Below are 13,526 nucleotides of genomic sequence, written 5' to 3' on the forward strand. Positions count from 1 at the left end.
TTGGCAAGGTCTCATTTCTGACAGCCACGGCTACCAAGACCAGCTCATTAGTCTGGGGCGTCCAAGAAGGAAGCGCGATGTTTCCTGTCGTAACGGTCCCTGTGACCGTTTGCACCACGCTAATGCCGGTCTGGGCTTTGGCTGACGGCAGGGTATTTAAATGTTTGACTATTAGCGCCGGGATATCCTGCCACCAGGAAAGAATCGTAGAAAATGCGTGCGCCGACCAAATCTTTGCAAACCGGTAAATCGTGTCTTTGAACGAAGTAGCGCCCGTGCTGTAATTATGGATTGGGTGGGTTAGACTCGAGTAAGGATAGCCATCGCCGAAATCCCATTCCCATCCCGTTACTGAACCGTCGTCAGTGGAAAGGTCTTGGTACTGGACAGTGTCGGATTTGAGTGTGCACCAGTCAAATTCCGCGGTGGGCGGCGTGCCGCCGCCCGGATGGCTTACGATAACTTGATACGTGCCTGACGGATTTGAAAAATTAGTGGGCACGGTATCGTCGCGGGCAACGGTGTAGTAGTCATAGGTGCCATCGGGAAGATTTGTTTCGCTATAACTCGGGGACGTGACGGAGCCTACAAGCTGAGGCGGGTTTCCGTTCAGCCCACGATACACATCATACTGGCTGATGGAGACAGGTACCATTGTCAATGTATGGGGATCGGAAGGTGTCCAGCTGATTGAAAAGGTTCCCGTTGTCGAGGGATTGGTACCGGAGGCAAGGGCAGGGGTTCCTGGCTGCGTCGGCAATTGAATATCCATTATTTCCGGAATAGACTGGAGCGAACATTGCGTGGAATCACATGAAACTGCGTATACCGTAAACACACCAGTGGTACTCCATGTATGTGATTCGGTAAATAAACTACCAGAGGGTGCCATACCAGAGGCAGGGGAGCGCGTTTCGGGCGAACCGTCACCCCAATTGAAGTTTAAGTAGATAGATTCACCTTCCGGATCAAATGCATCATATGCTCCAAAAGGGTAGGCTTGGTTTTTTGCGCCATAAGTAGTAATCGCAAGAGTATCAAAGAATGGCAGAAGTACTCCAAAAAATACCACCGTACAAAGGGCAAGTATTTGTAGAAAATTTAGTCGCTTCGAAGCGGATACGATGAATAAGGCATTCATGGCATTATGATTTTTTCAACGCGGAGGGCGGAAAAGGTTGTTGACGCTGCGATATTGCTAAAACTTATTACGAATACGTCGTCTCCTCTTTGGAGGTCATCGAACAAGGCGGGCGCACGGACAACGGTTGCACTTTCAGGATTGGGCATTTTAGGGATAGTAATAAGCACGTAAGAGGTAAGCGGCTTTAGAAATATGCTAAGAAGCTCGCCTTCCTGTGCGTAGCCATCCGTGGGTTTCATCGTGAGTTTTCCAACACTCACGCCAATTATTATACCACGCCGCCCCCTTAATTCGGAAGCAAGGACCCCTTGTTTTGGCGGCTGTTCCAGGGAAAGGGGGGTAGGGAGCGCCAGATAATCTTGTTCATGAATACGAGAGATTAAAAGCGCGCTGCCAAGGAGTATCAGGGTGAGAATGGAACCGATTATGGCAATATAGCTTTTTTTCTTAGGTTTTTGCGTCCTCTCCACACAGTAAATATTATGGTATACTAATACTATTGATTCCTTATGTTCCATGCTTTATGAAAAAATCGAAACCCCTCTCTATCCCCGTATGGATTTCCGTGAGCCTCGTGGCACTCATCGGGCTTCTTGCGTGGCTCTTTATCGTCATGAACGCCTCTAAGCCTGACCAGCCGCTTCCCCAAAATTCCACATCTCTGCCGCCGCCTGAAGCGCCCCTGCGCATCACTTCGGTGATAGGCGTGATTACTTCTTTGAGCGCCGATCGCCTCACTCTGCAGGCGGGAAAGACGAATAATCCGCAGCTTGCACGCGATACCGCGCTCACCATTATCGTTCCTGCAGATACCTTGGTAGCTATAACAACAGTGCCTGCGACGATACCCGCGGGAGTAAAGGACGCGAGCAGCCTCTATAGTTCAGTGCAAGGGGCATTGAGCGATCTTAAGATTGGCCAGCAGGTGAATGTGCGCGCAAGGGAAGATGTGCGCGGGGCTTCTGACATTATGGCAAAGAGCATTGAGATCACAATTATTAAGTAAACGCTGACATACGCAGATTCACCCCGCACTTTCCATTCACGACAGCGTGATGAACGCGTTGCCCGAAACGGAGTGGCTTCGCCTTCGCGAGAGCGTCCAATGCGCCTTCGGTGCGCAGAAAGTGCGGGGCAAGCGCGAATTCACGCTGACAATGTGACAAAGTTGTATTGGATTTGACTTCCGCGTTCTTCCGCGATTCAGGCAAGCGTGACGTTCCGCGTCAGTCCGCGATTAATGCCGAAGGCTTAATTTATCAGTAGATAACCCAATTTGGCTTCACGACTTCTAACCTTCGCTCTACGCCCCGGTAGCGGCCAATGCCGGTAATCAACACGCCTATGGGGAGTTCGCTCCCCGTAGGCGTTATTGTATAAGTAGAAGCAGTGGTATCGGTGTTTTCTATTTTTAATTTCGTGTTATTGGTATAACTTGGACTATCGACGGTGACCGTGTGGATTCCAGTGCCCATATAATCCGTCTGCGTCTGGACATTTGATGAGGTTACGATAACCTCTGCGGGCTTTCCGGTGGGCAGAGTCACCTGGACATTAGTAGGATACGCCGCGCCATTCGTGGCAAGGTCAAGATAGAAAACCTTCCCCGGAAGCAGGGTCACCTGAAGCGGATTGGACGTGGTAATTGGATCATTCACACTGCTCACCGAGAGGCTGGTATTGCCTTTGGGGGCGTGGTTTTCGGTGGTGGCGCTTGTGGTGTACGAGGCAATGGGGTTCCCGGGAAGCGGGGTGGCGGTGGCAGTGAGCGCGCCAAGCGAGGCGCTGTTTTTCTCATATTGCCAGAGCGCTCTTTCTACCGCGGTCTCTGCGGCAAAGTAAGCGATTTCAGAGTCGCCGATCGAACGCGAGGAGCGGCTCACGGTCAGGATCATGTCGGTCGCGGCGCTGGTGACGAATATGAGCCCCCCGAGCACGGATAACGCAAGCAGCAGGGAGATGCCTTGATGTGCGGAACGTAGATGGTTTGCTGAAGGGAAGTGACAAGTTTTATTTAAAGGCATATTTCTGCAGAGCATATTTAATCAACAGAACGTTGCGGCACGGTTTGCTGCACGAGCATTTGAGCCGGTTGGTAGAGCGCCGTGCTTGAGAACCGCATCACGATGGTAGCGCGCGGCTGGCCTACGGGAGGCTGTCCTCCCCCGGGGTAGGGCGTGGTCGCGGGGGTGATGTAATAGTTTAAGTCCGTTATTGAAATGAGCGTGGATGAAATTTGCCGTGCGGGCTGTGCGTTTACCGAAACTGTAACAGCTTTAGTCGCCGGCACATAATTGAACACATATTGGTCGCCGCTTGCATTGCGCAGGATGAACTGGGTGGTGGGAGAAGGGATAGTACCTCCAGGGTATGCGGCGTAATCGATTTCCGAAGTGCGGATCATTTTGGCGAGGAATTCCATGACAAACTGCGCTTCTTGCTGCACGCGCGCGAGTGAGAGCACTTTTTTTTCCGCGCGCACCGTGGAGGTGTAAATGCCGAGCGATATCGTGGTGAAGATCAAGAATATGGAGACGGAGACCAGCATTTCAGTCAAAGTAAACCCGCGTAAATGAGCATAAGATTTAGGTTTCTGATACCTATACAAATTTCCAATTTCCAATTTCCAATTTCCAATAAAATCCCAATGCCTAATACCCAATATCCAATTTTGACTTTGGATTTTTGGCTTCATTTGAAATTTGAAATTTGGATTTGGGGTTTTCATGGTATTATTTCCAATCCGTCAAAATCGTCGTTAACGCATACGTATGCACCCTTCCATGTTCAGTCCAGCGCATGGTGGAAACAATCTCCTTTTCCGTGGCAGAGAGCGTATTGATTTTTATTAGTCTCCAGTACGCGGTCGCGACGCCAGAGGTGGCGCGGTATTGATTGCTGTTGAGATAGAGGACGCAGTTGGTGCACGTATGGATATCGGTTCCTCCGTTAAACGTGGCAGGTACGGTGAGCGAGGTGGTCTCCCGGTCAACGATCCATGAAGTGTTTCCCGCAGGCAGGATGGAAAAGCCCGCGACATCCCGGATTGAGCGCACCACTTCTATTCCCTCGCGCGCGAGGTTTACCACGACCACAAGGCTCTCCGTTTGTTTTGAGAAGGCAATAGTGGAGGTGATAAGGGTTAGGCTCGCCGCAATCCCCATGAGAAGAATGCCAATGCTCACCACGGTCTCCACGAGGGTGAAGCCTAAGTTGATGCGGGATGTCTGTTTTATACGATTCATAAGTCACACCACTAAGTACGTTTATAAATCCCAAATCCTGATAATTTTCAATTTTCAAATACCAATTTTCAATTAATTCTCAATGAATCAATGATGCAATGTTTGAAAATTGAATCATTGGAACATTGATTGTCCCGCTCCTTGATTCTTATATCTGAGGTAGGCGGGATCCCGCCTGAGCGGGAGAAATTGAAAATTGAGCATTGAAAATTTTACATTTGATTGGTCATTGCCTGCCTGCGCAGGCAGGGGGCTTGGACATTGGTCATTTATTTGACATTTGAACTTTGAAATTTGGAATTATTGCACCGTGATCTGTCCCGATACCCCATCGAACGAAATGGTTTTTACCTTTTCCGTTTGGGCGCGGTGCGTAAGGGTGATGGTGCCTGACTGTCCTTTCGTGCTATTTACATAGGATTCAGCCGTTGGAAACGTGAAGATGATAGTGAGGGGGCTTGAGGGGGTGACTCCCGTAACGCTCACTTGAGAATTTAGCTTTTCCGTGCGGATGACCGCATCGCATCCGGTGTCGTATTGGTGGAGCGTGGGGGAGCAGGTATCGCCGAAGAGCGTGTAGGTACAGATGCCGCTGGTGCACGGCGAGGTGAGAGTGACTCCGTAGCCGCCGTCAGGCCGTGTCCCGCCGATGAGCTCTCCGGTGAGCGCCCAGAGCTGTGCTTGTCGGATCGATGAGACGAGTTGGTCAGCATTTGACTCGACCGCCAAGCCAAATTGGAATCCCTTGAAGTTTGTCGTATAGAGGAGCGTCATCATGGTAAAAATGCCGATCGCCACGATCATTTCCATGATGGTGAAACCCATCTTAAATGACCTGCGACCCAAGACCAATGACCATTTTTGGGTGTTTGGAGTTTTCATGTAAGGATAAGGTTGAGATACCAATTCAGTATTTGATTACCCCAGAAGAGTGTGACGATCCCCGCGATGGAGAGGAATGTGCCAAAAGCGATACGCGACTGCCATGTTTTATGTTTCGAAAGGAGAAGTGGCAATGCGACTGCTGCGCCGGCCAGATACGCACATGCGAGGGCAAGAAGGATTTGGGGAAATGAAACCGCAATACCGATAAAACCGCCAAGATAGATATCACCCGCGCCGATCCAGCGCCCGCGAGACACTATATACTGTAGACCGAAGAAACTTACCCCTATTATACCAGCGATTGCGAGGGGCAACAACGGCACGCCTATAATGACATTTAAGGGGAAGACGATACACGCCGCGATGAGTATTACGGCATCATAGATCAGCTGGAAGCGTAGATCAGTCACAAAAGTAACAAGAAGCGCGCTGATCACCACCAAGTCACGCAAGAGCGTAAACCAAAGGATGGGTGTTATTCCTAATTCCTGTTGGCGGATGGTTGCGCTCAAAGCAAAGAGGGCTCCTGCAGCAAATTCAACTGCGGGGTATTGCCAGGAAATAGATGTGCGGCAATGGCGGCATTTTCCTCGAAGTGCCACGAAGGAGAGAAGGGGTATAAGGTCGAACCATGGGAGTATTGAGGCACAATGAGGACAGCGCGATCTCCCATTGACCTGCTCTCCCTTAGGAAGGCGACAGATGACGACATTGAGGAAACTGCCGATGATGAGACCGAGGAGGAAGGTTAAAAGTATAACGAGTAATGGCATAATATAAGTTGCTATTTAAAACACACTACGATATAGCGACCTCTGAAAAATCCCAAATCCAAATTTCAAATGACAAATAAAATCCAAAGATCCAAATCCAAATTTGGATTTTGACATTTGGTTATTTATTTGACATTGGGATTTTGACATTTGGATTTTCATTATTGAGCCACCGTTCCTGATGGCTTAAATAATCTCTCGCGTTTGCCGCGAGCGGCGTTGCATCGAGGCTGTAAGCATCGAGGAAGATTTGTTCTGATGCATCCTGGTGGCCTTTTTCAAGAAGTGCGCTCGCGCGGGCATAGAGAATATCAGAGATAAAATCGTCATAGTAGAGATGGCTCTGGAAACGGTCATCTCCAATGTTTCGTATGCTTGGAGTAATGAGGGCGAGATGAGCGCGTTGCGCGGTTTCAAGGTTGGGATAGATACGATAGGCGATGCCGTTTGAGCGGCTTATCAGGTCGCCGTTGAGGGAGGTACCCACCGGATAGAGGGTATACACGGGACGTTGCAATCCTCGCGTAATTTTCCAAATGCGGTTCAAAAGCCTTGCGCGGGCGATAGGAAATGGGAGTTTCATTATTTGCGTGTTTTCCGTGCCCACCGGATGGAAGAGCCGCGAGGAGAGATATCCATAATCCACAATAGCCACATCTGGCCTTATTTTTTTTATCAGTGAGAGATACGCAAGGGTGAATACCTGGCTGTCTGCCGCGGGTTGTTCCGTAAAGAGGAGAAGGACGGCATTGGGTTCAAGGCTTTGAAGAAGTTCGGTTCCCCAGTCAAGGGTAAGCCAGATGTCGCTGCGGTCAGTGGCATGCACGAAACTTATCCATTGGGCGTAAGGAAGGGATAAGAGGAGAAGCATGGCAAGCGCTGCCAATAACGGTTTGAGCGTGAGGCCGCGTCTGAAGAAATAATCCCGCATACGCTCTATAAGAGCCATAATACCAATGCCTGCCCATAAAAATGCCATGAGGTAAGAGGGGATGTAGTAGACGCTATAAATACCCTCGCTTTCGACGATGTACCCTAAACGCCGCAGTATGATTATGAGGACGCTGTTGGAGAGGAATACTCCAAACGTAAGAAAAAAGTAGGAGCGCCTGCGAAACCACAACATGATAAAACCGCAGAGCGAGAGGAGGGCGCCAATAGGATTGAGCTGTTTAAAAAGATCAGCGAAGAAATAGTAAATATAAATTATTTTTTTGAATTTCCACGCATCCTCTATTACATGAGTAGCGAAATCATTGTATGACTTGCGGGAAATATGGCGCCAGAAATCAGCGAGCGTATCAGGGTGGTTCCAGTTTACCAAAGGATCATACCACGCGCGGAATAATATAAAGAGATAAAACGAAAGGCCAATGAAGAATAAAAGGAGGGCGAGCGCGTAGGGGTGGATGTTATAGAGATGAATCTTTAGAAATATGGTTCTATTCCGCCGCGGTTGCCGCATTTCAGGCTGCGGAACTCGGCATATCGCTCGGATTGCTCGTTGTGCAACACGCGTCATCCCGACCAGCGTCGGGATGCGCTCCGCCTCACCAGCCCCAGTCCCGATATATCGGGACACCATGCTGGGGCTGGTTGCGGAGGGTTGCACAAGAGCAATCCTCGCTTGAGCTTTTCCTAACTCTGGTAGTGTCCACAAGCGGGAACGTTTCCAATCTATGGCTAAGATGAATATAAGGTATATGGGCGCGAGGAGGCCCATCATTTGATGGTTGGTGATGGAGAGGCCGTATATAAAGGAAAATAACAGCAGCGTGGCGCGTGAGGGGGCTTGCGCGTAGCGCCAGAGGAGAAGCAGGGTGGCCGCGAGAAGCGCCGCGTTGAGGGTGTAGACCTCGGCAATGACCGCTTGCGACCAGAAGACGGGGGAGAAGGCAAAGAAGAGAGAGAGAGAAGCGGCAATGAGGGAGATAAATGCGGTCGGGTTGCTCGTGGAAAAAATACGCGTTCCCGCCTCCTGCGCGGCGGGACGCTCCGCCTCACCCGCGCAACTCCGCTTCGGCGAAGACCATGCTTGCGCGGGTTGCGGAGGATTTTTTCCATCGATCAGCCCTCCCTTATTTGGTTGCCGCAAAAAGAGGGAAGAGAGGATATTGATAAGGAGAAGCGAGAGTAAAGAAATAGTAACGCTTCCGCAAAATGCGGAAAAAAGATTTACGCGCCATGCGATGTCGCCGAAGGGAGTGAGGAGGGTAAAGAGTTTTCCCAGCACGACATAGAGAGGATACCCGGAGGGGTGGGTGATGCCAAGGCTCGCGACTGCCGCAATAAACTCTCCCGAATCTTCGAGGCCTACCGTGGGGGAAAGGGTGAAGAGGTAGACGGTGAAGCTAATGACAAATACTATCAATGCAATAATGAAAGCAGGTCGGATTTTATAACGGCTCCATGCGTGTTGTTCGTTAGTAATTTCCAATTTCCAATTTCCAATTTCCAAATAATGCTTCAATTTATCAATTTTCAAATGTTTGAAAATTGAGAATTGATAATTGAAAATTGTGTGAAAGGACTTGGTCATTGGGATTTATGGATATGGGGGCAATGATGCCGTCGATACCAATATTGTATGGTGAAGATTAATAATGTGAACCAGGCAATTCCAGAAACAATCGCTCCCCAGAAAAAGTATTGGGAACGGTATTGAAATTCTATACGGTGCTCTCCTTCCGGCACGATAATTCCTTGGAATGCAAGGTTGACTGGGAAAATTGCAGTTTCTGCGCCATCAATGGTCGCGCGCCAGCCCGGGTACCATGATTCATTGAGTACGAGGAGCGCATTGCCGTCTGTTTCAGTGAGGATTTTGTATAAGCCTTCTTGGGTGTGTGTGATGGCGGCTTGGTAATTACTAGCATTAAGCGACGGCAGTGAGGAATATTCTGCTAATGCAATGTTTGCGTCAAAGTCATTTTGCGAAAGTGCGGAAGTGGCTTCATCTTTTGATGAAACCGCGATTGCGCGAGCGGTAAGATATGCTCTTTGCTGCACACGGGTGAGTTCGTAAATATAAATAGATTCACTAGCCTCATTGAGTATAATGTGCGCTGTTTCATTGATTAACGGGGAGTCAAGCAGTACAGGAGAAAGAATGTACTTTACATTCGCGAGCCCCAAGAGCGAGAGATTATGGTCTCTCATATGGTATGCATATTTCGATATTGCAGGAGTTTGTTTAATGGTAATGGTGTCGAATACATTGTTATGGGCAATATCGAAAAATTTATTGCTGCGGTCAAGAGGGAGCGGTGAATAGTCGGGAAGCGATTCAACGCGATAGAATAGGCTGTGGTCCGGCGGGAGCAGTTCGCGTACATTTTGCAGCCAGAGAAGATCATTTTGCCAGCCTCCCTGTATGTTGATTAACTGCTGATAATATTGTCCTGTGAAAAAAGTGGTAAAGCGAAACCCGTTTTGTTGAGAAAGGAATTCAGCGGACTGAGGTGTTTTTTCCCACACTTTGATTTCCAACCTATCCATGGCGTTGTAATGGTAGCCGAATACCATAAGGTCGAAAAATGCGGCGCAAAGCAATGCAATGCCTATGAATGAGACAATCCTTTTTGAGAATATGATTTTTTTGATGTGCAGAAGCGCATCGAGCAATTGCTGGAATGCAAATCCCGCCAGGACTGCGATTGAAAAATCCACCCAAAGCAGGTATCTTCCGGGGATGCGAAACGAGGAAAACCCCGGTATCCATTTGAAACACCATGCATACACCGGATAGTATTTTCCCATCGCAAGGAAAATGGCAAAAAGCAGCGCACCGAGCCAGATTAGCTGGCGCCAAGCCCGTTTCCAGATGATAAAAGGAAGAGAAGCTGCGGCTAAAAATAAGGGAATGAGCCCGACATACCCGATATTTTCCCAGAAGAGACCTACTTTATTAATAAGCTCATTCCACGAGTCGGTATAGGAGAGGTAGGCAGGATTGCCAAAAGCAAAGGGCTCGAGAAAGGTAAGGAGGCTCTTTGGGTGGAACGGAAAGTTGGTCGCAAATGAAAATGAAGAAACGAGTTCGCGCGTAGAATAGTGCACCAGTTCCCACGTGGGCAAGATTTGCACTGCGGAGAGCGCGGCAAGGGCGATCGCGGCAACCGCCGCAAATCTCACCCAATTGCCTATAAGATGCAAGCCTTGGACGAGGCGTTCTTTCCATGAGTGAGAGGCAATGAGTTTCTGGAAATATGCGCCGATTATGTAGAGAATACTGGTGAATGCAAGGAAGAGGATAGTTTGGTAGACCACCTGTGAAGACCCGGCAAAGAGCATAAGCGCAAGCACGGCACCTAGCGCCAGCGCTTGCCTTGGTGAACGCGTTGCACGATAGCGGGAGACACAAACAAACGCAAGAGGAGTGAGCGAGGCTGACATGAAATAGACGACATGTTTTAGATGCCCCACGAAATAGCCGCTAAAGGCAAAGGTAATACCCGCGAGAGTCGCTCCCCATTCCTTGATGCCGATCGTGCGGCAATACCAGTACATCGCCAAAGCCGCGATGAGCGCATGAAGGGGGAAAAGTGCAGCAAATGCTTTTATAGGAGGCAAGATGAGGAAGAGCGCTTGGGTTAGAGGATAAAAAAAGGAGCTTGCGCCATTTGCGAACAATGGATAACCGCTCCCAATCCGCGAGGTCCAAAGGGGAGCAGAAAATTCCTTGAGTCTCTCGGCAGAGTATGCAAGATAGGGAAGATGCACCTGGAGAAGATCAGACCCTGCGGGGTCGCCGGAAAAGGGGACCGCTTGCAGCGTCACCTGCGGCCAATAATAAATTACTACTGCGAGGAAGAGGAACAGGAATGGCGATAGATGGGCAATTTTTTCTTTATATAGTGTGAAAGAAGGCGACATGAGTATACCGGATTAAATTTTAAGAAATGAATGATGTGGTCAGTGGAGAATTTAGTGATTAGACGTTAAATCATCGATCGAGGATTTTACGTCTTGTAGAATATAATGAAATAGCGTAGACCGCTAAGTAAGGTGGAAATGGCGTGTCAGTTCTTCCATTCCATCGAAGTACTCAATTCTGAGGAAGCGCACATAGCGCCCGACGTCATAGTAGTCCACGATCGCATTTATTTCGTCACGGCATTCGTAGGGGTATATCCATACACTCAAGTTGAGATAATGGAAACCGAGCTGTTTCAGTTTCCAACGCAGGGCATTTCTCGCTTTATTGAAGTTTTCTGGTATATCAAAAATCACCACCCGCCATTTTCCATCCCATCGCGGAGGTTTTTGTATGGTGAGTTGAGCGATATGTTTCTTTTGGAGAAGCTTCTTTCCCGTGTCGGTAAGGGTGTAGTTCCATTCGGATCGTTTGCTTGCGCGGCGTATGCAATTCTTTTTCTCAAGAAGTTTCAGTGAGCGTTTCACGCGGTCATGGCGGAAACGGTGTGCATTGCCGTTGATATCAAGTATCTGCACTATGTTGGGGGCGACGAGAGCAACCGTGAGAAGCGCGCCTGCGCCAAGGATGGGGAGAATAATATTACTAATGACATCTTTTACTTTTTTCTTATCCATAAGATAAATTTTATGCAATAATAGTATACCAGCATTTATTGAATAATACTATAAATAATCGGTCGACGATTTTACGTCAAGATTCTCAACGCAAGTAATCATTGTGTTTGGAGGGAAGGATAGAATATGACGTAAAATCATCGATCGATGATTATAGGTAAGCTATTTAGAGTGTGAGGCGTTATGAGACGAAATGAGGTGCGGCATAGAGTAATTATTATCGTATATTTTGTATCGTACATCACATGCATCGTATAAAAAAATCAGGCAGGGCTCCTTAGTCCCTGCCTTTACTGATGAGTTATTACAGTATTTAATTTCAATTTTCGAATGGATTCGCAGTAGGGTCTCTTTCTAATCCAAGGTGCTCGAGCAGGCACCACAAACCACCAGCACCGACGTTGACTAGGTTGCCCATATTACGTTGGTCATGTTGTTTAAGGAATTCGTTTATTTCGAGGAGAGGATAGAATACTAGACCTTCATGTTCGTATCGATCCTGCGCTATTGACCACCGTGCTACCACTTGTCCAGAAGTAAGGTTTGGTTCAGCCAAATACCAGATATTTAATAGATTCTCTCTGGTATACTCGGTGATAGCGAATAGTTTAGGGGGATTTACGAAATCATAAGGACCGATTCCGAGCTCACGATAGAGTTCGGAATATGGGCTACGTTCGTCCCATCGTAGGCTACCCGCTGACGCTGTCATGAGCATTCCCGGTCGTGCGCCACTACTCCACCGTTTACCAATAACCACCTCAGCGTCCAATGTGAGTACGATTACGTAAATGGAGAAAGTTAGCATACCGAAAGCTGCCATATTATCCTTTCTCCAGAGATCCACTGCCAAACTATGCATTGGTAAAGTATCGAAAGTAAACAAATTGCCTTGTACCTTGCATTGACTCTGGAACGAGGCTACAACAACATCGTTCCAAAACGGCGTCGTTATTTTATTGAGGTCGTCATCTTTGGCATTAAACGCATTGTCGCCGGATGAGAGGTTGAGCAGATTGCGAGTTGCAGTTCGCCATTCCATATCGCTCAGCATGAATTCACGGATAGAACTAAACTGAGACCCAGTGAAGTGACGTGCGTTCGGTGGGTATACACTAAATATCTTTTTTGCTGTCGCGAAGGAAACCTCAATCATACCCATCGGCTTGATGAAGCGTTTCAATTGGGAGTTAGCGGTTGTGTGGTCGATCAACTTAGGTTTTAGTGACTGACCGGGTGGTGCAACAAGAAGTTTTTTCATTTTTGTTTCTCCTTAAAAAGCTGTGTTTGGATAACCGACTCCTCAAATTTCAAAGGTCGGAATGATTTTTTTAGCTACCGTGCTGGTTTGCGGTAACCGAGGCCGTGGAGGCCGAATATGGTTAAGATCGCATAGGCGATTAACCTTAACGGACCTCTTGTCCACCAACCGTCTGAATGCTGATCAAACGGCACCCAGCCGGTGGGGACTACCTCCACCCTGAACCCATAGCGCCGCAAAAGGCGGGAGCATTGGAAACGGTGGAGTGGATGCGCGACTAGTTGAATTCTATCCACGTCGTACTCCTTAAGGAATGGAATAGCGCGTTGTATCACCTTTTCCGTGTTGATATATTTCTTAGAGGTGATAATAAAATTCGACTTGGTTACGCACTTGTCCAGGGGGGACTGGACTACGACGAAGTCTTCTGGGTATTGACACGAAACCTTGTCAATAATTTCTCCAAGAGCAACATTGGACGCGCCAGGTCCATGCTCTTGGGAACCCCCGAACGAAAAACCGAAAATCGCTTTCAAGATTTTTCCTCCTACGTTAATGTATGTGATCTCCGAATAATCGGATGTGAATTGTCAAAGAGCACCATTACCTTAGTTGAGAAGGGGTGTGGAGTCAATGGGGGATAAAAGAGAATGGTGCAAAATAAA

The 13,526-nt window shown here is 48.2% G+C and carries 14 protein-coding genes; 1 reads left to right on the plus strand and 13 read right to left on the minus strand.

Annotation, left to right across the window (positions count from 1 at the left end; all coding sequences use genetic code 11):
* On the minus strand, positions 1-1,141 hold a 1,141-nt coding region (locus tag WC659_05910; GenBank protein ID MFA4873434.1), incomplete at its 3' end, for a hypothetical protein.
* On the minus strand, positions 1,138-1,662 hold the full coding sequence (locus WC659_05915) for a hypothetical protein (protein MFA4873435.1): 525 nt from the start codon (positions 1,660-1,662) through the stop codon (positions 1,138-1,140). The genes WC659_05910 and WC659_05915, both read right to left, overlap by 4 nt.
* 5 nt (positions 1,663-1,667) lie before the next feature.
* Here WC659_05915 and WC659_05920 point away from each other — a divergent pair, with 5 nt between their 5' ends.
* On the plus strand, positions 1,668-2,150 hold the full coding sequence (locus WC659_05920) for a hypothetical protein (protein ID MFA4873436.1): 483 nt from the start codon (positions 1,668-1,670) through the stop codon (positions 2,148-2,150).
* Here the strand turns inward: WC659_05920 and WC659_05925 are convergent.
* The 11 genes from WC659_05925 to WC659_05975 all read right to left on the minus strand — a co-directional run bounded on the left by WC659_05925 (position 2,143) and on the right by WC659_05975 (position 13,397).
* Positions 2,143-2,310, minus strand: a complete 168-nt coding sequence (locus WC659_05925) for a hypothetical protein (GenBank protein ID MFA4873437.1) — start codon at positions 2,308-2,310, stop codon at positions 2,143-2,145. The genes WC659_05920 and WC659_05925 overlap by 8 nt on opposite strands.
* A gap of 93 nt (positions 2,311-2,403) precedes the next feature.
* Positions 2,404-3,168, minus strand: a complete 765-nt coding sequence (locus tag WC659_05930) for a hypothetical protein (protein ID MFA4873438.1) — start codon at positions 3,166-3,168, stop codon at positions 2,404-2,406.
* 17 nt (positions 3,169-3,185) lie between these two features.
* Positions 3,186-3,872, minus strand: coding sequence for a prepilin-type N-terminal cleavage/methylation domain-containing protein (locus tag WC659_05935; GenBank protein ID MFA4873439.1), 687 nt, complete (start codon positions 3,870-3,872; stop codon positions 3,186-3,188).
* A gap of 4 nt (positions 3,873-3,876) precedes the next feature.
* Positions 3,877-4,389, minus strand: a complete 513-nt coding sequence (locus WC659_05940; protein MFA4873440.1) for a hypothetical protein — start codon at positions 4,387-4,389, stop codon at positions 3,877-3,879.
* 300 nt (positions 4,390-4,689) lie between these two features.
* The gene (locus WC659_05945; GenBank protein ID MFA4873441.1) at positions 4,690-5,271 is read right to left on the minus strand and encodes a hypothetical protein; all 582 of its coding nucleotides are present in this window, start codon (positions 5,269-5,271) and stop codon (positions 4,690-4,692) included.
* Positions 5,268-6,047 carry a prepilin peptidase gene (locus tag WC659_05950; protein MFA4873442.1) on the minus strand — a complete coding sequence of 260 codons (780 nt, stop codon included), beginning with the start codon at positions 6,045-6,047 and terminating at the stop codon, positions 5,268-5,270. The genes WC659_05945 and WC659_05950 overlap by 4 nt, the downstream gene beginning before the upstream one ends.
* A 121-nt stretch (positions 6,048-6,168) precedes the next feature.
* Positions 6,169-8,532, minus strand: coding sequence for a DUF2723 domain-containing protein (locus WC659_05955; protein MFA4873443.1), 2,364 nt, complete (start codon positions 8,530-8,532; stop codon positions 6,169-6,171).
* A 50-nt stretch (positions 8,533-8,582) separates the two neighbouring features.
* Positions 8,583-10,922, minus strand: coding sequence for a YfhO family protein (locus WC659_05960; protein MFA4873444.1), 2,340 nt, complete (start codon positions 10,920-10,922; stop codon positions 8,583-8,585).
* Positions 10,923-11,045: 123 nt separating this feature from the next.
* Positions 11,046-11,600: a hypothetical protein gene (locus tag WC659_05965; GenBank protein MFA4873445.1), complete on the minus strand. Its 555-nt coding sequence runs from the start codon at positions 11,598-11,600 to the stop codon at positions 11,046-11,048.
* Between the two features lie 319 nt (positions 11,601-11,919).
* Complete coding sequence (locus WC659_05970; protein ID MFA4873446.1) at positions 11,920-12,861, minus strand: hypothetical protein; 942 nt, start codon at positions 12,859-12,861, stop codon at positions 11,920-11,922.
* A gap of 74 nt (positions 12,862-12,935) precedes the next feature.
* Positions 12,936-13,397 carry a hypothetical protein gene (locus tag WC659_05975; protein ID MFA4873447.1) on the minus strand — a complete coding sequence of 154 codons (462 nt, stop codon included), beginning with the start codon at positions 13,395-13,397 and terminating at the stop codon, positions 12,936-12,938.
* Between the last annotated feature and the right edge of the window lie 129 nt (positions 13,398-13,526).

This window comes from Patescibacteria group bacterium (assembly GCA_041645165.1).
In the GTDB taxonomy this organism is placed as follows: domain Bacteria; phylum Patescibacteriota; class Patescibacteriia; order 2-02-FULL-49-11; family 2-02-FULL-49-11; genus 2-02-FULL-49-11.

Coding starts and splice junctions, on each gene's coding strand:
- WC659_05915 (MFA4873435.1), bottom strand. CDS start 1,662: ATGGAACATAAGGAATCAATAGTATTAGTATACCATAATATTTACTGT.
- WC659_05920 (MFA4873436.1), top strand. CDS start 1,668: ATGAAAAAATCGAAACCCCTCTCTATCCCCGTATGGATTTCCGTGAGC.
- WC659_05930 (MFA4873438.1), bottom strand. CDS start 3,168: ATGCCTTTAAATAAAACTTGTCACTTCCCTTCAGCAAACCATCTACGT.
- WC659_05935 (MFA4873439.1), bottom strand. CDS start 3,872: ATGAAAACCCCAAATCCAAATTTCAAATTTCAAATGAAGCCAAAAATC.
- WC659_05940 (MFA4873440.1), bottom strand. CDS start 4,389: ATGAATCGTATAAAACAGACATCCCGCATCAACTTAGGCTTCACCCTC.
- WC659_05945 (MFA4873441.1), bottom strand. CDS start 5,271: ATGAAAACTCCAAACACCCAAAAATGGTCATTGGTCTTGGGTCGCAGG.
- WC659_05950 (MFA4873442.1), bottom strand. CDS start 6,047: ATGCCATTACTCGTTATACTTTTAACCTTCCTCCTCGGTCTCATCATC.
- WC659_05960 (MFA4873444.1), bottom strand. CDS start 10,922: ATGTCGCCTTCTTTCACACTATATAAAGAAAAAATTGCCCATCTATCG.
- WC659_05965 (MFA4873445.1), bottom strand. CDS start 11,600: ATGGATAAGAAAAAAGTAAAAGATGTCATTAGTAATATTATTCTCCCC.
- WC659_05970 (MFA4873446.1), bottom strand. CDS start 12,861: ATGAAAAAACTTCTTGTTGCACCACCCGGTCAGTCACTAAAACCTAAG.